This is a genomic window from Nocardioides sp. BGA-UO-ETr-FS32 (genome assembly GCF_059567905.1).
The window spans coordinates 102,869-126,399 of record NZ_JCAQOX010000007.1 but is presented as its reverse complement, the minus strand read 5'-3'; the positions used below and the strand labels follow the sequence as shown (position 1 = coordinate 126,399).

The window sequence follows — 23,531 nt, the reverse complement described above, 5'->3', positions numbered from 1 at the left end:
GCTCAGTGCGGTGCGGCGGCGGGCTCGACCAGCTCGACCAGCACGCCGCCGGCGTCCTTGGGGTGGATGAAGTTGACCCGGCTGTCCGACGTCCCGCGCTTCGGGGCGTCGTAGAGCAGGCGCAGCCCGCGCTCGCGCAGGACGTCCGCGACGTGCTCCACGTCGTCGACGCGGAAGGCGAGCTGCTGGATGCCCTGGCCGTTGCGGTCGAGGAACTTCGCGATCGTGGACTCCGGCGTGAGCGGAGCCAGGAGCTGGATGCACGAGCCGGAGTCGCCGACCCCGACCATCGCCTCCCGCACGCCCTGCTCCTCGTTGACCTCCTCGTGGAGGACCTGCATGCCGTACGCGTCGCGGTAGAACGCCATCGCCTCGTCGAGGTCGGGCACGGCGATGCCGACGTGGTCGATGGCGGTGAACAGGTGCCGGACGTCGTCCGGGAGGTCGGGGGTGCTCATGGGCCCATCGTGCACTCCGGCGCAGGGGGGCCGCGAGGGGGTGTGACGTGTGCCTCACGACGGCCGGGTCGCACACCCTGCCGGTGGAGGCGTCCGCATGGGTATCGTCCAAAGGAGCAGCACCCACACCCGCACGCCTGGAGGACTCTCATGACCGGTTCCGTCATCGTCGCAGGGGCTCGCACCCCGATCGGCCGCCTGCTCGGCGGTCTCAAGGACCAGTCGGCCGCCGACCTCGGCGGCGTCGCCATCAAGGGCGCCCTGGAGAAGGCCGGCGTGACCGGCGAGCAGGTCGACTACGTGATCATGGGCCAGGTCATCCAGGCCGGCGCCGGGCAGATCACCGCCCGCCAGGCGGCGGTCAAGGGCGGCATCCCGATGAACGTCCCCTCCATCACCATCAACAAGGTGTGCCTGTCGGGCATCAACGCCATCGCGATGGCCGACCAGCTGATCCGCGCGGGCGAGCACGAGGTCGTCGTCGCGGGCGGCATGGAGTCGATGACCCAGGCGCCCCACCTGCTGCCGAAGAGCCGCGAGGGCTTCAAGTACGGCGACACCGCGCTCGTCGACTCGATGGCCTACGACGCTCTCTACGACCAGTTCACCGACCAGGCGATGATCAGCCTGACCGACGGCTGCAACGCCGCCGGCGCCAACCTCACCCGCGAGGAGCAGGACGCCTTCGCCGCCCAGTCCCACCAGCGCGCGGCGCTGGCCTGGAAGAACGGCGTCTTCGACGACGAGGTCGTCCCCGTCACGATCTCCAGCCGCCGTGGCGACGTCACGGTCGCGGAGGACGAGGGCGTGCGCGGTGACACCACCGTCGAGTCGCTCTCCGGCCTGCGGCCCGTCGCCAAGGACGGCAGCATCACCGCCGGATCCGCCTCGCAGATCTCCGACGGCGCCTGCGCCGTGGTCGTGATGAGCAAGGCGAAGGCCGAGGAGCTCGGCCTGACCTGGCTCGCCGAGATCGGCGCCTCCGGCCAGGTCGCCGGCCCCGACTCCTCGCTCCAGCTCCAGCCCGCCAACGCGATCGCCAAGGCGGCGGAGAAGGAGGGCATCGAGGTCTCCGACATCGACCTCTTCGAGCTCAACGAGGCCTTCGCCGCCGTCGGCATCGAGTCCGCCCGGCAGCTCGGCGTCAGCGTCGACAAGGTCAACGTCAACGGTGGCGCGATCGCCCTCGGTCACCCGGTCGGCATGTCCGGCGCCCGCATCGTGCTGCACCTCGCGCTGGAGCTCCAGCGGCGCGGCGGCGGCGTCGGCGCGGCCGCCCTGTGCGGCGGCGGAGGCCAGGGCGACGCCCTGATCATCCGCGTCCCCTCTGCGTGAGGATGGCGTGAGCCACGGCGCTGCGGGTGCGGCGAGGCGCGTGCGCGGGCGGGGCGCCGACGCGGTCCCCGACCTCGTCGCGCGCGCCCGTGAGGGCGATCCGGCGGCCGTGGCCCGCCTGATCACGCTGGTCGAGACGGCGTCGCCGCTCCTGCGGGAGGTGATGTCAGCCCTCCGGGGCACCGCCGGGCGGGCGCACGTGCTCGGCATCACCGGGGCCCCGGGCGTCGGCAAGTCGACGTCCACGAGCGCCCTCGTCACCGGCATGCGCCGCGCCGGCAAGCGCGTCGGGGTCCTGGCGATCGACCCGTCCTCCCCGTTCTCCGGGGGCGCCTTGCTCGGCGACCGCGTACGCATGGGCGACCACGCCCTCGACCGCGAGGTCTTCATCCGCTCCATGGGGGCCCGCGGGCACCTCGGCGGACTGGCCTGGTCGACCCCGCACGCGGTGCGCGTGCTCGACGCGGCCGGCTGCGACGTGGTGATCGTGGAGACCGTCGGGGTGGGCCAGAGCGAGGTCGAGGTCGCGGGCCTCGCCGACACGACGCTGGTGCTGCTCGCGCCCGGCATGGGCGACGGCATCCAGGCCGCCAAGGCCGGGATCCTCGAGATCGGCGACGTCTACGCCGTCAACAAGTCCGACCGCGAGGGTGCGGACCGGACCCGGCGGGAGCTGCGCACCATGCTCGGCATGGGGGAGCGCCGCGACGGCGCGTGGCGGCCACCTGTCCTGCAGACCGTGGCCAGCACGGGGGAGGGCATCGACCGCCTGCTGGAGGAGCTGGACAGGCACGCCGCCTGGCTGGAGGAGTCGGGCGAGCTCACGCGCCGGCGTACGGCACGGGCGCGCGGCGAGGTCGAGGCGGTCGCGCTGGCCGCCCTGCAGGAGCGCTGGGGGAGCGCAGGCTCCGGTGCCGACCTCGACGCCCTCGCAGCGCGGGTGGCGAGTGGCGACGTGGATCCGTACGCCGCGGCCGACGAGCTGCTGGACGGGCTACCGGGCCGCGGCTGAGAGCGCCGCGCGGATGTCCTCGGCGAGTCGGCGCGTCCACGCCTCCAGCACCTGGATGCTGACGCCCTGCGCGGTCACCGAGAGCAGGTGCCCCCCGCCCGCGGGCACCGACGCGATGACGGTGTGGCGCAGGCCCAGGGTCAGCTCGACCGTCTCCACCGGCGCCGGACCATCGGGCACGGGAGACGGGAGACGCGCCCCGAAGACCGCCCGGTCCTGCCGGGCGACGCGTGCCACGTCGGACCCGGCGAGGCCGTGCGCCGCCACCGGGTCGCCGCTCGCGGTGGCGAGGAGGGCGGTGGACGGGCCGTCGATCGCACCGAGGACGTCGACGAGGGAGGCCCACAGGTGGTGCACGGGCGAGTCGGCAGCGGGCGTGCGGGCGAGGAGCTGCTCGCGGCGCCGCCGTGAGGCGCGAGCGGCCCAGGACGTGCCGCTCCGGGTGGAGGGCGGGGAGATGAGTTCGGCGGTCAAGGGGACGTCCTTTCTGGCGACGAGGGAGCGACCGACCCGAGACGGCGGCGAGACCCTGTGGATCTCTCGTGGCTTCCGTGTGGGGGAAATGTAACTGGACCAGACCGGCCTGCAGGGCATTTCGCCGAACTCGCGCGAATGCGACGTCGCAGCGCGCTCAGCTGATGCGCAGCGTCTGCCCCGTGATGCGCGCGGCGGCGCTGCTCGCCAGGAACAGGGTCGCGTCGGCCACGGCGTCGCCCACGTGCGGCTGCGCGGTGCGGACCAGCGTGCCGCCCGCGGCGCGACTGCCGCCGGACGGTGTCGAGGCCGGGGCGTACTGGCGCGGCAGGACGGACCGCTGGGTCTGGAGCACGGAGTTGACCCGCACGCCCAGGCCGGCCCAGTTGTCGCCCGCCCGTGCGGTGGACTCGACGAGCTCGCGCTGGGCGGCCTCGGGCGTCGTCGCGAGCTGCAGCCACGACGTCACCGCGCCCGTGTTGACCACGCAACCACCGCCCAGGGCGGGGCTCTGGCCGAGCTTGAGGCGCAGGCGGGTGGTGAGGAAGGTCGGGCCCAGCAGCCCGGACCGGGTCGCCTCGGCGATGAACGCCTCCTCGCCCGGCGGCAAGCCGTAGGGGAGGTGGCACGACGCCGCGAGCACGAGGACGTCGATGTGGTCGATCGTGCCGACCAGGTGGTCGATCGACTGCTGGCGCGCCAGGTTGACCGACTCGTAGTCGAAGGCCGACAGGTCGCTCTCGTAGAGCGAGCGCAGCATCATCGTGCCCGTCACCGTCACGGAGGCACCGCAGGCCGCGAAGGAGGAGGCGATGGTGTGGCCCTCACCGCGGGTGCCACCGATGACCAGGACCTGGTATCCGGTGAAGTCGTACGACCCCGATGTCGTCATGCCCTGGCGTCCCTCCCGTCGAGCTCCGCCGCACTTTCTACCACGCGGTAGGGGAGCGGTGACAGGCGCGCCCCTGCCCAGTTCGGACACACTTCGTGGCGCCCGTCACATGCGCACCAGGCACCCCTCCCACCCCACGTCCGACCTCCTGTCCCACCTCACGGTCCGAGGTCGAGCCGCCACGACCGGACGGCGGCGAAGGTCCACAGCTTGTTGAACACGAACGACACCGGCGTGACGAGCGCGATCACGACCAGCTGTGACCAGTAGAGGCGGTTGCGCAGGCCGGACGAGTCGTCGAAGACGTCGCTCGGCAGGCTGACGGGCGAGTGCGGGTGCATCAGCAGGGTGAGCAGCGCGAGGCCGATCGCCTGCGCGCCGAGCCCCACGGCGAGGAAGGGCCAGTACTCGCGCGCCCAGGCGGCCGCCCGGGTGCTCCGGAAGGTCCACGTGCGGTTGAGCTGGAAGTTGGCCAGGTTGGCGACGAGGAACGCCGCGGTGGAGTAGACGTGGTACCAGCGCAGGTTGTAGTCCGTGCCGCCGAGCGAGGCCACGGCGTCGTCGAAGTGCGGGCCGAGGCGCTGCAGGAGCACGAGGGTGAGGAGGTTGACCACCACTCCCGAGGCGCCGACGGCGCCGAAGCGTACGAGCAGTGCCACGTTGCGCCGGTGGCGTGGTGACAGCACGGCACCCCGGGATCCCATGGCCGCGAGGCTACCGACCCGGGGACCGCTCCATGGCGCGGCTCCCTAGGATTGAGCCATGACGCAGCAGCCCTTCAGCCGTCCAGGTGCCATCGACCTCTCCGGGCTGGGGCAGCCCGCCCCGCAGGCGGGAGCCCCGACCGGCCGGCCCGCCGCCCCGGCGGGCGGCGGGGCGTCCTACAGCGTGCTGGTCGACGAGCAGGGCTTCCAGGGCCTGCTGGAGCAGTCGATGACCGCGCCGGTGCTCCTGGCGTTCTACTCGCGCACCCGGATGCCCGAGAGCGGACAGCTCGCCGACGACCTCGCCACGGTGGTCGAGGAGCACGAGGGACGCTTCCTGCTCGGCCTCGTCGACATCGACGCGGTCCCGCAGATCGCCCAGGCGATGCAGATCCCCTCGATCCCTCTGGTGGTCGCGGTCGTCGACGGTCGTCCGATGCCGCTGCTGCAGGACCCGCTGCCGATCGAGGAGCTGCGCACCGCACTGACGCAGGTCGGCCAGCAGCTCACCGCGCAGGGCATCACGGGCCGCCACCAGCCGCGCTCGAGCGGGGCACCCGCCGCCGACGGCGAGGAGGAGGTCGTCGACCCGCGCTACGCCCCCGCCCAGGACGCGCTGGCCGCCGGAGACGTCGATGCGGCCGTCGCCGAGTACCAGAAGCTCGTCGACGCCAATCCTGCCGACGTCGAGGCCGCTGGTGGCCTGGCGATCGCCAAGGTCATGCAGCGCACCCAGGGCGTCGACCTCAACGCGGCCCGTGCGGCCGCCGCCGAGAACCCCGACGACGTGGACGCCCAGACGCTGGTCGCCGACCTCGACATGCTCGGCGGGCACGTGGAGGACGCGTTCACCCGCCTGGTCAACCTCGTCGCCCGCACGAGCGACAAGGACCGCGAGAAGGCGCGCGACCACCTGCTTGGCCTGTTCGCCGCCGTCGGCAACGACGACCCGCGCGTGCTCGCCGGGCGACGCAACCTGGCGTCCGCCCTGTTCTGATCAGCGCTTCTCCAGCACCGACCGGCCGGCCTCGAGCCGGGCGACCGGCACCCGGAAGGGCGAGCAGGAGACGTAGTCGAGCCCGACGCGGTCGAAGAAGTGGACCGACAGCGGGTCGCCGCCGTGCTCACCGCAGACGCCGACCTTGAGGTCGGGCTTGGTCTCGCGTCCCTTCGTCGTGCCCATCTCGACCATGCCGCCCACGCCGAGCTGGTCGAGCGACTCGAAGGGTGAGACGTCGAAGATGCCGTGCTGGAAGTAGGTCGCGAAGAACGACGACTCGACGTCGTCGCGGGAGAACCCCCACGCCATCTGGGTGAGGTCGTTGGTGCCGAAGGAGAAGAAGTCGGCGGCCGTGGCGATCCGGTCGGCGAGGAAGGCAGCGCGCGGCAGCTCGATCATCGTGCCGATCGAGATGTCCAGCCTGACCCCGCGCGACTCCTGCACCTCGGCGATCTCGCGCTCGAGCTGGTTCCGCACGATGTGCAGCTCGCGCACGCTGGCGACCAGCGGGACCATGATCTCGGCCTGCGGCCGCCCGTGCACCTCCAGGCGGTCTGCCGCTGCTTCCGCGATCGCTCGCGCCTGCATGCGGAACAGCCCGGGGATCTGGATGCCGAGGCGGACGCCGCGCAGGCCGAGCATCGGGTTCTGCTCGTGGAGCCGGCGTACGTGGGTGAGCAGCGTCGCCGCGCGCTCGTCGACCTGACCGCGCTCCTCGGCGAGGGCGGCCTCGACGCTGAGGTCGGTGAGGTCGGGGAGGAACTCGTGGAGCGGCGGGTCGAGCAGCCGGATCGTCACCGGCAGTCCGTCCATCGCCTCGAGGATCTCGGTGAAGTCCTGCCGCTGGAGCGGCAGCAGCGCGGCGAGCGCGGACTCGACCCCGGCCTCGTCCTCGGCGACGATGAGCTTTTCGACGAGCTCGCGCCGCTCGCCGAGGAACATGTGCTCGGTGCGGCACAGGCCGATGCCCTGGGCGCCGAAGCGGCGGGCGCGGGCGGCGTCCTCCGGGGTGTCGGCGTTGGTGCGCACCCGCAGGCGCCGGGCACCGTCGGCATGCGCCATGATCCGCGCGACGGCGTGGGCGAGGTCGTCGTCGAGCTTCTCGCCCTCGAAGTGGCGCACGACGACGGAGTCGGCCACCGGGACCGCCCCGGCGAACACCTCACCGGTGGTGCCGTCGATGGAGATCACGTCGCCCTCGCGGACGGTCTCGCCGTCGCGGACGCGGAACTCCCTGGCCTTCTTGTCCACGTCGAGGGACTCGGCGCCGCACACGCACGTACGCCCCATGCCGCGCGCCACGACCGCGGCGTGCGACGTCTTGCCGCCCCGGCTGGTGAGGATGCCGCGAGCGGCGACCATGCCGCGCAGGTCGTCGGGGTTGGTCTCCTTGCGCACGAGGATCACGTCCTCGCCGCGCGCCGCCCACTCCACCGCGGTGTCGGAGTCGAAGACCGCCTTGCCGACGGCCGCGCCGGGGGAGGCGTTCATGCCCGTCGCGAGCAGGGTGCGCTCGGAGGTCGCGTCGAACCGGGGGAACATCAGCTGGGCGAGCTGGTCGCCGGTGACCCGCAGCACCGCCTCGTCCATCTGGATCATGCCCTCGTCGACCATGTGCACCGCGATCCGGAACGCGGCCTCGGGCGTGCGCTTGCCGACCCGGGTCTGGAGCATCCACAGCTTGCCACGCTCGACCGTGAACTCGATGTCGCACATGTCGCGGTAGTGGCGCTCGAGGCGCGTCATGATCTCCATCAGGTCGTCGTGGGACTTCCGGTCGATCTCGGCCATGTCGGCGAGGGACACCGTGTTGCGGATGCCGGCGACGACGTCCTCACCCTGGGCGTTCTGGAGGTAGTCGCCGTACTCGCCCTGGGTGCCGCTCGCCGGGTCGCGCGTGAAGGCCACGCCGGAGCCGGAGTCCATGCCGAAGTTGCCGAAGACCATCGCCTGCACGTTGACCGCCGTGCCGAGGTCCTCGGGGATCCGCTCCTGGCGCCGGTAGAGGCGCGCCCGGTCGGTGTTCCAGGAGTCGAAGACCGCCCCGATCGCGAGGTCCATCTGCTCACGGGGGTCCTGCGGGAAGTCGCGGCCGGTCTGCTCGCGGATGATCGCCTTGAAGGACTCCACGACCCCGCGCAGGTCGTCGGCGTCGAGGTCGAGGTCGTTGTCGGTGCCCTTGGCCCGCTTCGCCTCGTCGAGCGCTTCGGAGAAGAGGTCGGAGTCGACGTGCAGCACGGTCCCGCCGAACATCTGCAGCAACCGCCGGTAGGAGTCCAGGGCGAACCTGTCGGACTCGCTGCGAGCGGCCAACCCGCCCACGGACGTGTCGTTGAGACCGACGTTGAGGACGGTCTCCATCATCCCGGGCATCGAGAACTTCGCGCCCGAGCGCACGGACACCAGGAGCGGGTCGTCGGCGTCGCCGAGCTTCTTGCCCATCGCCTCCTCGAGCGAGGCGAGGTGCTCGGTGACCTCCTCGGAGAGGCCGTCGGGCTCACCGCCCTCGCCCGTCTCCTTCAGGGCCAGGTAGGCCCGACAGGTCTCGGTCGAGATGGTGAAGCCCGGCGGCACCGGCAGGCCGAGGTTCGTCATCTCGGCGAGGTTGGCCCCCTTGCCGCCCAGGAGGTCCTTCTGGTCCTTGCTGCCCTCTGCGAAGTCGTAGACCCAGGTCATGGAGGCATCCTGCCTCAGCGACCGGACTCCGTATACGTCCCTTCGCCGGTGACGGCCGCTCGGACCCGGCGCGCGGTGAAGTCGGCGGCGAGCTCGTCGACCTCCTCGAGCGTGCAAAACCGCACGTCGCGGATCTCCCGCTCCTGCATCACGACGTCCGCCAGCGCCGAGTGCGGCAGCGTGCCGCCGTCGAACACCAGGCACACGGCGTCGTCCCAGCCACCCCACGGGGGCAGCCAGTCCGTGAGCAGTAGCCCGCGCGGCTCGATCGACAGCCCGAGCTCCTCCTCGACCTCGCGCTGCACCGCGACCTGCGGCGACTCACCGACCTCGACCACGCCGCCGGGCAGGTCCCAGTCGCGCTTGTAGGTCAGCTGGCACAGCAGCACGCGACCCTCGAGGTCGCGCACGAGCATCTGGGAGATGGCGCGCTTGCGCGGCAGGAACGAGTTGAGCAGCGCCCGGAAGCTCTCCGGGTCGCTCAGCGGCGGATCGGTGGCCAGGCGCGCGAACACGGCGTACGAGGTCGCATCGGGACGGTCGCCCATGCCCGGGCTGACGCGCTGCACGCCCTCGAGCCGCAGACCCGCGCGGGTCGCCACCCGACGGCTGCGGTCGTTGCGCGGGTCGATGCGGGCCTCGACACGCTGGAGGCCCCACCCGCCCTGCTCGGGGTCGGCGAAGGCCCAGTCCACGAGGATCCGTACGGCCCGGGCAGCGTGGCCCCGGCCCCGGTGGCCGGCGTACAGGGTCCAGCTCAGCCTGGCTCCCGCGGTGCCGTCCCGGGTCAGCTCGACGCTGCCGACCAGCCGGTCGTCGTGCTCGATGGCGAAGGACGCCTGCTCGCCGGCCCGGTAGCGCTCGCGCCAGCGGGAGATCGCCGCCAGGTGCGACTGCTCGGTGACGTCGGCCGGGTCCCACCCGAACCAGAGGGCCATCTCCTCGTCGTGACCGGCCACGGCCTCGGCGACGTCGTCGTCGCGCCACGGCCTCAGGGTGACGGTCCCGTCAGTCAGCGTCGGCTGTTCGGCAGGCACCGGGCTACCCTAGCCAGAGCCCGGTCGGGGCAGCCGACCTCGGTCAGCGCACCACGTCGAAGCGCGCCATCATCCCGTGGTCCTCGTGGTCGAGCATGTGGCAGTGGATCATGAAGGGTCCGGTGTGGTCGGCGAACCGGGCCGCGACGTCGACGTACTCGCCGGGGTCCAGCCGCCAGGTGTCCTCCAGCCCGCGCTCCCACGGCGGCGGCCGCGTGCCGTTGCGCGAGACGGTGCGCCACTGCTGGGCGTGGATGTGCACGTAGTGCGTCATGTCGCTGGTGTTGCGCAGCCGCCAGCGCTCGACGCTGCCGAGCCGGGCGCGGTGGTCGCTGCGGGCCGGGTCGAACGCCTTGCCGTTGATCGCCCAGAACGTGCCGTGCCGCTTGTCGCCGCCGATGTCGAAGGTCCAGGTCTTGGTGACCTTGTCCGGAGCGGCGACCAGGTCGGGGGAGGGGAGCCGAGCCGGGAGCCGCGACCGGTCGCGCGCGGGGTCGCCGACGCGGAACTGCATCACCGGTGCCGCGCGCGACCCGGTGCCGCGCTCGTCGTCGGCGGGGACGGACTGCAGGACGACGTCCTGCCCGGACGCCCCGGAGAAGTCGACGATCACGTCGGCACGCTGGGCCGGTCCGAGGTTGATCTGGGTCCGGACGACCGGTGTCCGCAGGAAGCCGTTGCCCGTGCCGATCTGGACGAACGGGCGGCCGTCCGAGAGCGAGAGGTTGTACGCCGAGAACGGCGCCGCGTTGAGGAGGCGCAACCGGTAGCGGGAGGCCGTCACCCGGTGGAACGGCGCGTAGCGACCGTTGACGACCACGTGCGAGCCCACGGTGTGGTCGTCCGGCGGGCTGCCGGGGCCGGTGAACGCCATCGTCCCGTGGTGCCCCTGCATGGTCGGCCCGTGGGCGAACGGGTCGGTCAGCTGGTTGCGCGGGGTGAAGGAGCGCTCGGAGATCATCAGCGGGAGGTCGCGGCGGCCCCTCGGGAGCCGGAGCCGACGCGAGGTCGCGTCCTCGACGATGAACATCCCCTGGAGCCCGCGCCAGTTGTTGCGGGTGGTCCGGTCCATGCGGTGGTCGTGGTAGAAGAAGAACGACGCCGGCTCCGGCTCACCGCCGTAGGTCAACGGATAGCGATAGGTCCGGGAGCGTCCTCGCCGGATGAGGTTGGTCGTCGGCTGGCCGTCCTCGCTGGCGGCGTGGTGGTCCCCGTGCAGGTGGGTCGTCAGCGGCCCCGCCTTCCTCGGGAGGCGGTGCACGAAGGTGACCCGGCTCTCGCGACCTGCGCGGCCCACGATCGTCGGGCCGGGATAGCTGCCGCCGTAGGTCCACATGGTCGTGCGGGGGCCGCGGGGCAGCATGCGCACCTTCGCCCGGCGCATGACCAGGCGGACGTCGGCGCCGCGCACGACCCTCGGGACGACCAACGGCTGCTCGAACGCCACCGGATCGGCTCCGACCTCGCCGGTCGAGTCCTCCACGACCAGGACGCCACGCATGAAGGGGTGGAAGCGGCAGTAGTAGTCGTAGCGACCGTTCGCCAGGGCTTCGACCCCGGTCACCGTCGCGGTGGTGCCGGCGGCGACCCGTACGTCGAACAGGGGCTCGCCCCGCTCGTCCACGGCGGTCGAGGTCACGGTGTGGTCGTAGGTGTCCAGGTTGACCACCGTCAGCGTGCCGCCGCCACCGACCGTCACCGTGGCGGGCACGTACGTCGATCCGCGCGCCTCGATCACGAGCGTCGCCGAGCGCGGTGCCGCAGCCTGGGCACCCGTCCGGGCGGCGAGCCCGGAGTCACCGCCGGTGCCGAGCGCCGGCGCCAGCACGGCCAGCACGGTGGCCGTCACCAGCGCCATGATCGTGCGAGATCTCCCCCTCATCGCAGGGATTATCCGCCGACGGGCGTCCCCCACAACACACTTTTCGGTGAGGTCTGGACCACCCCAGAATTGCTGATGACTGCCCGCTGGGTGCGTCGCAACATGGGCGCCTCATCACATCACTCGTCGGGGGTAGCACCGCATGTTCACTCACTTGCGCGCAGGGATGGCCCTGGTCTGCGCCGGAGCCATGATCTCCGTGCCGGCACTGGTCACCACGTCCGCGTCCGCCATGACGACCGAGCAGCAGGCCGGTCAGTCACTCACCATCACCGTGGCCAAGGGGTCACTCAGGCTCCAGGGGGTCAACGGCCTCCGGGCCGGCCGGATCAAGCTCGCCGTGAAGGGCAAGCCCGCTCCGGTGAGCATCGTGTCCCTCGCCAGGGGCTACACCCTGCGGGAGATGGCCAGGGACTACGCCGCTTCCAACAAGGGCGACATGAAGGCCCTGAAGCGCGCGATCGCCAACACCACCTGGCACGGTGGCCTGATGACCGGCAGCACCGGCACCATCGTGCTGCCCCGGGCGGGCACTTACACCGCCCTGGTCATGGCCGACAGGATCATGGCGCCCACGACCTTCCGCGTCGGCGCGGTGAAGGCGTCGAAGGCGCCGTCGGTCGACGCCACGATCAAGGCGCGCAACGGCCTGAAGTGGGGCGGCCCGAGCCACCTGCCGACCAAGGGCACCTTGAGGTTCAAGAACGCCGACGACCAGCCCCACTTCGCACTGCTCCAGCAGGTGCAGGAGGGCACGACGATGGAGCAGGTCATGGAGGGCCTCCAGAGCGAGGAGGAGCCGGCGTGGCTGCTGCCGGCCTGGGTCCAGACCGACACGCTGAGCCCGGGTCGCCAGATGACGATGGACTACGAGCTGCCGGCCGGGCAGTACGTCCTGCTGTGCTTCTTCCCGGACCCGAGGATGAAGGGCATGCCGCACGCGATGATGGGCATGGTCAAGATGATCCACGTCATGTGACGGCCCTCGCCGCGTGACTGGTCCCGGACCCGGAGGACGCCTGCGTCCTCCGGGTCCGCCATGTCAGTCGTCCTTGCGGAACCAGACCGTCGCGAGCGGGGGCACGACGATGTCGGCGTACGCCGGCTGGCCGTGGTGGTCGCCCTCGGCCGCGGTGATCGAGCCGAGGTTGCCCACGCCGGAGCCGTGGTAGGCCTCGGCGTCGGTGTTGAGCACCTCCGTCCAGGTGCCCGCACTGGGCAGGCCGAGGCGGTAGCCCTCGTGCGGGTTGCCGGCGAAGTTCGCGACGCAGACGAGGTCGGGGTGGCCGGGGGAGCGGCGGACGAACGAGAACGTGTTGCGCCCCGCGTCGTTGGCGTCGAGCCACTGGAAGCCCGACGGGTCGTTGTCGCGACCCCACAGCGCACCGGATGCGGCGTAGGTGGAGTTCATGTCGCGGACCATGGCGTGCACGCCGGCGTGCTCGGGGTGCTCGAGGAGCCACCAGTCGAGCTCGCGGCTCTCAGCCCACTCGGACTCCTGGCCGAACTCGCAGCCCATGAAGAGCAGCTGCTTGCCCGGGTGGGCCCACATGTAGGCGAGGTAGGCGCGCAGGTTGGCCAGCTGCTGCCAGCGGTCGCCGGGCATCTTGCGCAGCAGCGAGCCCTTGCCGTGGACGACCTCGTCGTGGCTGATCGGCAGGACGTAGTTCTCCGCGAAGGCGTAGACGAGCGAGAACGTCATCTGCCCGTGGTGGTGGCTGCGGTAGAGCGGGTCCTTCGAGACGTAGTTGAGCGAGTCGTGCATCCAGCCCATGTTCCACTTGAAGCCGAACCCGAGGCCGCCGTCGCTGGTGGGGCCGGTGACGCCGGGCCACGCCGTTGACTCCTCGGCGATTGTGACGACGCCCGGGACCCGCTTGTAGACGGTGGCGTTCATCTCCTGGAGGAACTGCACCGCCTCGAGGTTCTCGCGCCCGCCGTGGACGTTGGGCGACCACTCGCCGTGCTCGCGGGCGTAGTCGAGGTAGAGCATCGAGGCCACGCCGTCCACCCGCAATCCGTCGGCGTGGTACTCCTCGAGCCAGTAGACCGCGTTGGCGTAGAGGAAGTTGCGCACCTCGTGGCGACCGAAGTTGAAGATGTGGGAGCCCCACTCCTTGTGCCACCCGCGCTGCGGGTTGGGGTCCTCGTAGAGGGGGGTGCCGTCGAAGCGCGCCAGTGCCCACTCGTCGGTCGCGAAGTGGCCGGGAACCCAGTCGAGGATCACCCCGACGCCGGCCTGGTGCAGCCGGTCGATGAGGCGCTTGAGCCCGTCGGGGTCGCCGAAGCGCGAGTCGGGCGCGAAGTAGGAGGTGACGTGGTAGCCCCACGAGCCGCCGAACGGGTGCTGCATGACCGGCATGAGCTCGACGTGGGTGAACCCCAGGTCGGAGACGTACGGCACGAGCGCGTCGGCGATCTCGTCCCACGAGTAGAGCTCGCCTGAGTAGTGCTTGCGCCACGACGCGAGGTGCACCTCGTAGGTCGACATCGCCTCGTCGGCCGGCTGCCTGTCGCGTCGTGCCTCGAGCCAGGCGTCGTCGCCCCACTGGTGCTCGGAGCGCCAGACGCGGGAGGCCGAGCTCGGCGGCTTCTCGGCGTACTGGGCGAGCGGGTCGGCGCGGTCGCCCCACTGGCCGTCGGCGCCCCGCAGGCGGTACTTGTACTGGGCGCCGACGCCGACGTCCTCGACGTGCACGTGCCACACGCCGGAGTCGGCCAGCCTGGTCATCGGGTGCGCGGAGCCGTCCCAGCCGGCCCACTCGCCGGCGACCTGGACCTCCAGCGCGTTGGGCGCCCAGACGCGGAAGGAGGTGCCGTCCTCGCCCACCTGCGCGCCGAGGACCCGCCAGAGCTCTTCGTGGCGCCCCTCGCCGATCAGGTGCAGGTCGAGCTCACCGGGGGCGTGTGTCGTCTCAGTCATCGCGTCTCTCCCAACGCTGCCAGCGGGATGGACAGCCATCCCGGTCGGTTGCGTGCTTCGTAGACCGCCTCGTAGACGACCTTGTCTGCGAGGTAGGCGTCGAGCAGGATCTCCGCGGCCCTGTCGGCCTGCACCCCGCGCCGGACGGTGTAGGCGTCGAGGAAGGCGGCGCGGTTGCGTGCCGACCACTCCGCGGCCCGGTAGGCCCGCTGGTCCGACTCCTCGGCGTCGTAGCCGCCGCTGTTCAGCGCGACCACGCGCGGTGCGTAGTCGAAGGACCGCATCATCCCGGCGACGTCGCGCCACGCCGAGTCCGGCTTGAGCCGCTCGGCGAGCGGCTTGGCCGGCTCGCCCTCGAAGTCGACGATCTTCCACCCCTTGGAGGTGCGCAACGTCTGGCCGAGGTGCAGGTCGCCGTGGACCTGCTGCACGTCGATGTGGTCCAGCTCGCGGAGCCGGGCGTACGTCGCGCGCAGCGAGGGCTCGTGCGCCGCGAGGTCGGGCACCACGTCGATCGCGGCGGTGAGCCGCTGCTCCATCGCGGTGGCCAGGCCGTCGACGACGGCGGCGTCGCGCTGCTCGAGCGGGAAGTGCTCGGCGAGGTCGTCGTGCACGTCGGCCAGCGCGACCCCGAGCCGGGCGGCCTCGCCGGCGAAGTCGCCGCCGACCTCGTCGGCGTGGAGGTCGGCCTCGGCGAAGAGGTTGCGGACGCTGGCCAGGGCGAGGTCCCAGCCGTCGCTGGCGGTGCGGAGGAACTGCTGGAGCATCGCCAGCTGGATGGTGGTGTTGGTCTCCTCGTCGACCAGGTCGAGCCAGCCGTAGAGGGCGGCGACGTGGGTCGAGCCGGCCTCGGTGAGCACCTGGTGGATGGCGATGTCCGGGTTCACGCCCGGGGTCACCTTGCGGAAGACCTTCATCAACGCGTCCTCGCCGAAGGCCACCGAGGAGTTGGACTGCTCACCGGAGAAGAGAGTCGAGTGGGCCTCGAGGTCGAGGTCGTGGCCGGCGAGGCTGTGGAAGGCGAGCAGCCCGCGGGCCGTGCTCGTCGGGGGAGCGGCGAACGCCTTCAGCCACAGCGCCATCGACTCGCGGTCGTGCACGGCGTCGTAGACGTACGCCTGGCCGAGCTCGTCGTCGTGCCACTCGCCGACCATCGCGTGGGCGAGCCGGTCCTGCGGGTGGCGGTAGTAGGCGAGCGGCAGCTGGTAGAGCTCGGTGTCGGCGGCGTCCCCGCCGTAGGTCACCTCCGCGAGCTCGATGGTGACGCGCAGGCCGTCCGGGGCGTCCGGCAGCTCGCCCACGCGTCGTACGCCCGTGAGCTCCCAGTCACGACCCTTGCCGCCGAACCAGCGGGCCTCCGCGACATAGCTCCTCAGCTCCTCGATCACTGCTCCACCCCCATTCCCGTTCCCGTGGCGTCGGGATCCGTCAGGCGAAGCCAGAGGAAGCCGTAGCCTCCCAGCGTCAGGAGGTAGGGCAGCTCGCCGATGGCCGGGAACGGCACCCCGCCGAGCAGCTCGACCGGGACCATGCCCTCCCAGTGGCGCAGGTCGAGCTCCACCGGCTGCGGGAACCGGGACAGGTTGTTGACGCAGAGGATGACGTCGCGGCTCTCGTCGGTGCTGTGCTCGCGGACGTAGGACAGCACGCTCGGGTTGGAGCCGCCGAGGTCGGTGAAGTCGCCGAGCCCGAAGGCCGGGTGGCGGCGCCGGGCGTGGACGAGGCGGCGGGTCCAGTGCAGCAGCGAGGAGGTGTTCTCCAGCTGCGCCTCCACGTTGACCGACTGGTAGCCGTAGACCGGGTCCTGGATGGCGGGCAGGTGGAGCTTGCCCGGCGTGGCGGAGGAGAAGCCGGCGTTGCGGTCGGGCGTCCACTGCATGGGCGTACGCACACCGTCGCGGTCGCCCAGCCAGATGTTGTCGCCCATCCCGATCTCGTCGCCGTAGTAGAGGACGGGGGACCCGGGCAGCGACAGCAGGAGCGCCGTGAACAGCTCCATCCGGTTGACGTCGTTGTCGAGGAGCGGCGCGAGACGCCGGCGGATGCCGATGTTGGCCTTCATCCGCGGGTCGTGGGCGTACTCGGACCACATGTAGTCGCGGTCCTCGTCGGTGACCATCTCGAGGGTGAGCTCGTCGTGGTTGCGCAGGAAGATGCCCCACTGGCAGCCGTCGGGGATCGACGGCGTCTGCTCGAGGATCTCCGAGATCGGGAAGCGCGACTCGCGACGCACGGCCATGAAGATGCGCGGCATCACCGGGAAGTGGAAGGCCATGTGGCACTCGGTGCCGATCCAGCGGCCGTCGTCGGTCTTCTCGGGGCCGAAGTACTCCACGACGTCGGCCGGCCACTGGTTGGCCTCGCAGAGCAGCACGCGGCCGGGGTAGTGCTCGTCGACGAAGCGGCGGCACTTCTTGAGGAAGTCGTGCGTCTCGGGCAGGTTCTCGCCGTTGGTGCCCGGCCGCTCGTAGAGGTAGGGCACGGCGTCGAGGCGGAAGCCGTCTAGGCCCATGTCGAGCCAGAACGCCATCGCGTCCAGCATCGCGTCGTGGACCTTGGGGTTGTCGAAGTTGAGGTCGGGCTGGTGGTGGAAGAACCGGTGCCAGAAGTACTGCTGGCGGACCGGGTCCCACGTCCAGTTGGACGGCTCGGTGTCGACGAAGATGACCCGCGCGTCCTGGTAGAGCTCGTCGGTGTCGGACCACACGTAGAAGTCGCCGTAGGGCCCGTCCGGGTCGCTGCGGCTGGCCTGGAACCACGGGTGCGCGTCACTCGTGTGGTTCATGACGAAGTCGATGATCACGCGGATGCCGCGCTGGTGGCAGGCGTCGAGGAACTCGTGGAAGTCCTCGACCGTGCCGCACTCGGGGAGGATGTTGTTGTAGTCGGCGACGTCGTAGCCGCCGTCGCGCAGCGGCGAGGTGAAGAAGGGCGGCACCCAGAGGCAGTCGACGCCCAGCCACTCGAGGTAGTCGAGCTTCTCGATGAGTCCCTTGAAGTCGCCGGTGCCGTCCCCGTTGGAGTCACGGAACGAGCGCACCAGGACCTCGTAGAAGACCGCCGTCTTGAACCACTCCGGCTCCGCGTTGAGGACTGCCGTGGCCGCACCTGCGTCCGTCGGCATCTCGGCTGACGTGGGGTGGTCGGTCAACGGGTCCTCCTGACGCTGATGATGTGGGCTGGTTCCCACCCGGGGTCGAGGCGTACGTAGTTGTGTCCGCTCCAGCTCCAGTCGGCGCCGGTGATCTCGTCGTGCGCGACGAAGGAGTCGTGCCAGCCGAGGCCGAGCGCCGGCATGTCGAGGTGGATCATCGTCTCCCGGGTGCCGTGGGGGTCGAGGTTGATGACGCTGATGACGACGTCGTCCTCGTGCCTCTTGGAGAACACCAGCACGTGGTCGTCGTCGCTGTGGTGGATGCTCACGTTGCGCAGCAGCTGCAGCGCCGGGTGATGACGGCGGATCTCGTTGAGGCGCGTCAGGTAGGGCGCGAGGGTGGTGCCCTCCGCGTCGTGCTTCGCCCAGTCGCGGATCCGGATCTGGTACTTCTCGGAGTCGAGGTACTCCTCCGAGCCCGGCTTCACCGCCACGTGCTCGAACAGCTCGTAGCCGGCGTACACGCCCCAGCTCGGTGACCCGGTGGCGGCGAGCGCGGCACGCACCTTGAACGCGGCCGGCCCGCCGTACTGCAGGTAGGCGTGGAGGATGTCGGGGGTGTTGACGAAGAAGTTGGGCCGCATCAAGTGGTCGGACTCGGACGAGACCTCGACGAGGTAGTCCTCGATCTCGCGCTTGCCGGTGCGCCAGGTGAAGTAGGTGTAGCTCTGGTGGTAGCCCACGGCACCGAGGCCGTGCATCATCGCCGGCTTGGTGAACGCCTCCGACAGGAAGATCACGTCGGGGTCGGTGCGCCGCACCTCGGCGAGCAGCCACTCCCAGAACGCGAGCGGCTTGGTGTGCGGGTTGTCGACACGGAAGATCCGCACGCCGTGGGAGATCCAGAGCTTCACGATCCGCAGGACCTCGCGGCAGATGCCGGACGGGTCGTTGTCGAAGTTGATCGGGTAGATGTCCTGGTACTTCTTGGGCGGGTTCTCGGCGTACGCGATGGTGCCGTCGGCGCGCGTGGTGAAGAACTGCGGGTGGGTGGTGACCCACGGGTGGTCGGGCGCGGCCTGGAGGGCGAGGTCGAGGGCGACCTCGAGGTCGAGCTCGCGCGCCCGCGCGACGAAGGCGTCGAAGTCGGCGAACGTGCCGAGGTCGGGGTGGATGGCGTCGTGGCCGCCGTCCTTGCTGCCGATCGCCCAGGGCGAGCCGGGGTCGTCCGGGCCGGGGGTGAGGGTGTTGTTGGGGCCCTTGCGGTTGACCTCGCCGATCGGGTGGATCGGCGGGAGGTAGATGACGTCGAAGCCCATCTCGGCGACCCGGTCGAGCCGCTCCGTGGCCGTGCGGAACGTGCCGGTGGTGACCTTGCCGGTCTTCTCGTCGCGCGTGGCGCCCTCGGAGCGGGGGAAGAACTCGTACCAGCTGCCGAAGAGGGCGAGGGTGCGGTCGGCGCGGAACCGGAAGGGGCCGGTCACCGTGAGGAGCTCGCGCAGCGGGTGGGCGAGCAGCACGGCGTCGAGGTCGGGGTCCTGCAGGGCGGCGAGGCGCGCGCCGACGGGTCGCTCGGTGTCGGTCGCGGCGGCGAGCGCGCCGGAGACGACGGCAGCCGACGTCGTGTCGAGCCGCTGCGGTCCCGTGCCCGCCGCCACCCGCTCGAGCAGCAGCCGGGCCTCGGTGAACATCAGCTCGACGTCGACCCCGGCCGGGATCTTGATGCCCGCGTCGTGCTGCCAGGTCGCGACCGGGTCGGACCAGGAGTGGACCTCGAAGGTCCACTCGCCGGGGGCGTCGGGGGTGACGTGGGCGACGTAGCGGTTGGGCGCATCGCCGTCGGGACGCATCCGCACCGGCTCGCGGGTGCGCCCGCTCGGGTCGGTGGCCACCACCTCGGCGGCCAGCTGGTCGTGGCCCTCGCGGAACACCGACGCCCGTACGGGCATCGGTTCGCCCACGGTGGCCTTGGCCGACTGGCGACCCAGGTCGACCACGGGAGAGACATCCATCACGGGTATCCGTCCAACCATGACCCCACACTTGCGAAGGTCGGGGTCGCGACGCAAGCCGGACGGGTCCCGGTCTCACCCCTTTGACACGGCGCGGCCCGATCGACCGGTCACCCCCCGGTCACCACGATCCGCTTCAGCCGGCTGCGGGCCGGGGCGAACGCGCTGCGGTCGGCGGGACGGAAGCGCACCCGCACGGTGTGCCGGCCGCGGAGCAGTCGCTTGGTGACCAGGACCCGGCGCTCGCCGGTCCGGGTGCGGACGGTCTTCCACTTCTCCCCGTCGATGACGACCACCAGCCGGCCCCGCTCGGGCTGCGTGCTGTCGGAGCGGACCTCGATCACCAGCTTCGGTGCCCGGTTCTGCGCGGTCTGGAGCTTGCGCCGCACGGTCATCGAGACCGTCGGACGCACGCGGGTGGTCGTCGGTGCCGTGGTCGGGGGCGTCTGCGTGGGCGCCGTGGTGCCGGTGCCGCTGCCGGTGCCCGTGCCGCCGGTGCCGCTCGTGCCGCCGCCCGTGCTGCCGCCCGCCGGGTCGGGCTGCTGCGGCAGGGTGGCGTCCTCGCCGAAGACCTGGAGCTCGGCGGCGTGCACGATCGTGCCGCGGTCGGAGCCCTCCTTGCAGTCGGTCAGCACCGTCGTGCTCGCGGTCTGCTGCCCGGCGTACGCCTCCTGGCCGGTGCACTGGTTCTCGAGGGTCACCAGCCGTACGGCGGCCGCCTGCGTGTCAGGCACGTCGAACGCCCGCAGGTTGAGCGTCGGCGCCACCGGGCGCGGCAGCGTGCTCGGGAAGGCGTCGGCGGGAGACGTGTAGAAGCGCGTCCAGGTGGCGTCGCCCGATGCGCAGTCCGCCGTGCACGCCTCGAGGGCGAACTGCCGCAGCGCGGTGAAGCGGGATCCGGAGTCGGGGTCCTCCTGGGCCAGCGGGAGGTCGGTCGCGGACGCGGGCGCCGGGGTCAGGTAGGCGCTGACCTGCACCCGCCTGACGGTGCTGACGTCGCCGGCGAGGTCGACCGAGACGGACGGCTGGGACTCGTCGACCTGGGTCGCGGTGACCCCGCCCCAGTTGGTGGCCTCCGTGCCGTCGATCAGCGCGTCGGCGTTGAGGGACCCCTCGGTGGCGGAGATGACGGACGCGCCGGCGGCGGCGCCGGCCAGGTTGACCACGTCACCCACCGTCTCGGTGCGCGGCTGGCCGTCGGCGAGGACGGTCATCGTCCAGCGGGTGAACCCGCGGTCGGGGGAGACCGCCACCATCTCGTACGTGCCGGGGGTGAAGTGGGCGCCGGCGCCGAGCTCGGTGCCCGGGTCGGTGTCGGCCACGGGGGTCACGCGGGCCTCGTAGTCGCCGACGTAGATCTTCGCCTTGCCGGTCGTGGCGAAGGTGATCGTCGAGACCGGACCGGTCGGGGTGGCGAAGCCCGGGACCGGCTCGTGGTCGTCGGCGTCGACGACCGAGGCGTCCGCCCCCATGCCGCGACGGGCGAAGGCCGCCCAGAGGACGTCCTCGTCGGCGCCGCCGAAGCGCATCCGGTCGGCTGCGATCATCGCGTCCCGGGCGTCGAGCATCGAGGTGGCGCCCTGCTGGAGCAGGAAGGAGTCGAACATCAGCTGGACCCAGCGACGGTTGCCCGGGCAGGTGTCCGCCGGACGCGGCGTGGCGCTCGGCGTGGCCTGCGCGCAGGCCAGCTGGAGGGCCTCGTCGGCGTACGGGTACTGGGCGTCGTACTTCTCGACGAGCGCCTGCCGGACCTCCCACATCGTCGCGTTCCAGATCTCGCCGTCCGCGTGCACCTCGGGCCCGGTGGAGTCGAAGCCGTAGTCGGAGAAGTTCAGCGGGTTGTCGTCGATCGAGTAGTCGCGGATCGCGGTCTCGGTGTTGCCGGTCGCGTAGGCGCCGACGGCCCACACGTTGCCGCCGTTGCTGTAGCCGTGCGCGAACTGGTACTCGCCGGCGACCAGGTCGCTCCAGGACTCGCCCATCGCCCCGCCGTGCTCGGACGTCAGGCCCTCGTCAGGGCCGGCGACCATGCGGTTGCTGATGGCGTGGGTGTACTCGTGGCCGACGATGCCCATGTCGAGGCCCCCGTCGGTGCAGGGGGCGTAGAAGGCGCCGGCGATCGGCTCGAAGAGGTACTGGTTGGTGATGCCGGGCGTGCCGTCCTGCAGCGTGACCTGGTTCGCGTTGTCGCGGCCGAGGAAGCTCGGGCTGCCGCCGGTGATCGCGCCGGCCTGCGCGTTGCCGACCTCCTGGTCGCCCCCGACGCCGCCGCGGCTGCCGTTGTCGAGCTGCATGTTGTAGTTCTCCTCGGTGAAGCCGAGGTAGTAGGAGTAGTCGTGCATCCGGTTGTGCGCGGCGAACAGGTTGCCGACCGAGGCGTTGATGTCGTTGCCGCCGGGCACGAGCTGGGCGACGTCGCACCGGCTGTTGTTCCAGTGGTCCTCGAACTCCTCGGTGTAGTGCCGCTCCGGGGAGGTCGGCGCCTGGGCCAGGCCCCCCGGCGTCAGCGGGCTGGCCCATGCCTCATGGGTGTTGGCGTTGTTGCCGACCGTGGTGAAGGTCGGCAGGGCGCCGACCGTGTCCCAGGGACCGAAGGCCGCGACGTTGGCGAGCGGGGTGGGGGAGTCGGCGCACTCGTCGGCCGCGACCTTCCAGCAGCCGACGACCGAGTTGGTCGGGGTCTCCTCGGGGGAGTCCAGGGTCGGGTTGGCGGTGAAGAGGCGCCAGCGCGGGTTGGCGGCGAGGTCGCCGGTCCCGGGCGCCGCGGTGTCGCTCGTGGTGACGGCGAGGGTGTACTGACCGAGGACGACGGTGCCGGGCTCGAACTCGCAGACCTGGAGCGAGTAGGTGCCGCCGGGAATGCTGGCGGCCGAGTACTGGAGGGCCTCCGGGTTGGTGGCGAGGTCCTGCCCGGCGATGAGCGTCGAGCCCTGGAAGAGCTTGAGGACGAAGTCGTCCGTGGGCGACCCGGTGGCGACCGCGGTGATCGACCGGGTCAGGTCGTCCTCGAGGTCGAACGGGTGCTTGGGCCCGCAGCCGGTCGCCAGGTCGACCGCGCCGGTGAAGACGTCGTTGTAGGCGAAGTTCTCGGTCTTGTTGTGGCGCGCGAGGACCTCGCCGGTGACACCGTCGACCAGCGAGGTGAAGGCCAGGGTCGCGCCGCCGGTGACGTTGACGACGTTGGCCTCGAGCACCGGCCGGACCGAGCCGTCGGCCATCGGCAGGGCGCGCAGGCGGACCTGCTGCTCCTGGGCGAAGCCGGGGACGGTGAGCCGGGTCCAGCCGCCGCTGACGGTCCTCGTGATGTCCGCGACCTGGGCTGCCGGTACGCCGACGGACAGGTCGCTCGCGGCCTCGAGCCAGCCCTCGAGCGGCGTCAGCGTGGCCGCCGGCATCGAGCCGGTCGTCCGGGCGAGCGAGGACGAGACGTAGGCGACCTCCCCGTCGGCGACGCCCACGGTGACGAGACCGCCCAGCGCGGGAGCGACCCCGCCGAAGTCCTGGCGGAACAGCACGGCGCGGGCACCGGACTGCGTGAAGGGCTGGGAGCTGACCACCTCGAGCGCGTCGACGTCGGCGGCCGACATGGCGAATGCGGCGGCGTGCTCGCGCAGCCAGGCGCGGGCACCGGCCACGGGCGCTCCCGGCGCTGCACCGAGGCTCCCGCCGTCCGGGAGGATCGACGCGGGGGTGCCGAGCGAGTTCCACCGGGCGGTGACGCCGCCGAGGGCGTCCACGGCCTGGCGCTGCGCTGCGGAGGGGAGCGCGGTGCCGCGGGAGTCGATGTCGGCGGGGCCGGCCACCGGGTCGCCGAGCGTGCGCACGTCGCGGGGGGCGGGGCCCGGCGTGATCGTCTCGGGCTCGGCGGTGGCCGGCGCGGCGATCGTGGTGAGGGTCGAGATCGCGAGGATCGAGACGGTCGCGAGGATGGTGCGACCGAGGCGGTGGCGGGGCTGCGTCATGCCGCAACAACGGCGGGATGCCCGCGGAGGTTACTCACGGGTCCGGCGCGAGCGCTTGGATCGTTCCAAG

At 71.6% G+C, this 23,531-nt stretch carries 16 protein-coding genes; 4 read left to right on the top strand and 12 right to left on the bottom strand.

The features are described from left to right. Nucleotides 1-2: 2 nt before the first annotated feature. A complete protein-coding gene (gene mce, locus AC57BS_RS03365; protein ID WP_496410058.1) occupies nucleotides 3-458 on the bottom strand; it encodes a methylmalonyl-CoA epimerase in 456 nt (151 codons plus the stop codon). A 150-nt stretch (nucleotides 459-608) separates the two neighbouring features. Here mce and AC57BS_RS03360 point away from each other — a divergent pair, with 150 nt between their 5' ends. Both AC57BS_RS03360 and meaB read left to right on the top strand, forming a co-directional pair. After that, complete coding sequence (locus AC57BS_RS03360; protein ID WP_496410057.1) at nucleotides 609-1,793, top strand: acetyl-CoA C-acetyltransferase; 1,185 nt, start codon at nucleotides 609-611, stop codon at nucleotides 1,791-1,793. 7 nt (nucleotides 1,794-1,800) lie between these two features. After that, entirely contained in the window at nucleotides 1,801-2,805 is a 1,005-nt protein-coding gene (gene meaB / locus AC57BS_RS03355) for a methylmalonyl Co-A mutase-associated GTPase MeaB (RefSeq protein ID WP_496410056.1), read from the top strand. Here the strand turns inward: meaB and AC57BS_RS03350 are convergent. The 3 genes from AC57BS_RS03350 to AC57BS_RS03340 form a co-directional block, all read right to left on the bottom strand. Beyond that, a complete protein-coding gene (locus AC57BS_RS03350) occupies nucleotides 2,788-3,279 on the bottom strand; it encodes a hypothetical protein (protein WP_496410055.1) in 492 nt (163 codons plus the stop codon). The two genes, meaB and AC57BS_RS03350, sit on opposite strands and share 18 nt — an antisense overlap. A 157-nt stretch (nucleotides 3,280-3,436) precedes the next feature. Beyond that, nucleotides 3,437-4,171 carry an SDR family oxidoreductase gene (locus tag AC57BS_RS03345; protein WP_496410054.1) on the bottom strand — a complete coding sequence of 245 codons (735 nt, stop codon included), beginning with the start codon at nucleotides 4,169-4,171 and terminating at the stop codon, nucleotides 3,437-3,439. Between the two features lie 158 nt (nucleotides 4,172-4,329). Then, nucleotides 4,330-4,875 (bottom strand): GtrA family protein, encoded by a 546-nt coding sequence (locus AC57BS_RS03340; protein WP_496410053.1) that lies wholly within the window; start codon nucleotides 4,873-4,875, stop codon nucleotides 4,330-4,332. Nucleotides 4,876-4,933: 58 nt separating this feature from the next. On the opposite strand from AC57BS_RS03340, the gene AC57BS_RS03335 reads away from it, so the two are divergent. After that, nucleotides 4,934-5,872: a co-chaperone YbbN gene (locus tag AC57BS_RS03335; protein WP_496410052.1), complete on the top strand. Its 939-nt coding sequence runs from the start codon at nucleotides 4,934-4,936 to the stop codon at nucleotides 5,870-5,872. Here AC57BS_RS03335 and ppdK read toward each other — a convergent pair whose 3' ends face one another. The 3 genes from ppdK to AC57BS_RS03320 are packed head-to-tail and all read right to left on the bottom strand — an operon-like array spanning nucleotide 5,873 to nucleotide 11,470. Beyond that, on the bottom strand, nucleotides 5,873-8,551 hold the full coding sequence (ppdK, locus tag AC57BS_RS03330) for a pyruvate, phosphate dikinase (protein ID WP_496410051.1): 2,679 nt from the start codon (nucleotides 8,549-8,551) through the stop codon (nucleotides 5,873-5,875). A 14-nt stretch (nucleotides 8,552-8,565) separates the two neighbouring features. Further along, nucleotides 8,566-9,588, bottom strand: a complete 1,023-nt coding sequence (locus AC57BS_RS03325) for an NUDIX hydrolase (protein WP_496410050.1) — start codon at nucleotides 9,586-9,588, stop codon at nucleotides 8,566-8,568. Between the two features lie 43 nt (nucleotides 9,589-9,631). Beyond that, nucleotides 9,632-11,470, bottom strand: a complete 1,839-nt coding sequence (locus tag AC57BS_RS03320; RefSeq protein WP_496410049.1) for a multicopper oxidase domain-containing protein — start codon at nucleotides 11,468-11,470, stop codon at nucleotides 9,632-9,634. A 142-nt stretch (nucleotides 11,471-11,612) separates the two neighbouring features. Between AC57BS_RS03320 and AC57BS_RS03315 the strand changes: the two genes are divergently transcribed. Further along, a complete protein-coding gene (locus tag AC57BS_RS03315) occupies nucleotides 11,613-12,449 on the top strand; it encodes a cupredoxin domain-containing protein (protein WP_496410048.1) in 837 nt (278 codons plus the stop codon). A gap of 63 nt (nucleotides 12,450-12,512) precedes the next feature. Here AC57BS_RS03315 and glgB read toward each other — a convergent pair whose 3' ends face one another. From glgB to AC57BS_RS03290, 5 genes are all read right to left on the bottom strand, one after another. After that, nucleotides 12,513-14,393, bottom strand: coding sequence for a 1,4-alpha-glucan branching protein GlgB (gene glgB / locus AC57BS_RS03310; RefSeq protein ID WP_496410047.1), 1,881 nt, complete (start codon nucleotides 14,391-14,393; stop codon nucleotides 12,513-12,515). Continuing rightward, entirely contained in the window at nucleotides 14,390-15,781 is a 1,392-nt protein-coding gene (locus tag AC57BS_RS03305; protein ID WP_496410046.1) for a maltokinase N-terminal cap-like domain-containing protein, read from the bottom strand. The genes glgB and AC57BS_RS03305 overlap by 4 nt, the downstream gene beginning before the upstream one ends. Then, nucleotides 15,778-17,517: a maltose alpha-D-glucosyltransferase gene (gene treS / locus AC57BS_RS03300; RefSeq protein WP_496410186.1), complete on the bottom strand. Its 1,740-nt coding sequence runs from the start codon at nucleotides 17,515-17,517 to the stop codon at nucleotides 15,778-15,780. The genes AC57BS_RS03305 and treS overlap by 4 nt, the downstream gene beginning before the upstream one ends. 23 nt (nucleotides 17,518-17,540) lie before the next feature. After that, the gene (locus tag AC57BS_RS03295) at nucleotides 17,541-19,520 is read right to left on the bottom strand and encodes an alpha-1,4-glucan--maltose-1-phosphate maltosyltransferase (RefSeq protein ID WP_496410045.1); all 1,980 of its coding nucleotides are present in this window, start codon (nucleotides 19,518-19,520) and stop codon (nucleotides 17,541-17,543) included. Between the two features lie 89 nt (nucleotides 19,521-19,609). After that, nucleotides 19,610-23,461 (bottom strand): M36 family metallopeptidase, encoded by a 3,852-nt coding sequence (locus AC57BS_RS03290; protein ID WP_496410044.1) that lies wholly within the window; start codon nucleotides 23,459-23,461, stop codon nucleotides 19,610-19,612. Nucleotides 23,462-23,531 lie beyond the last annotated feature (70 nt).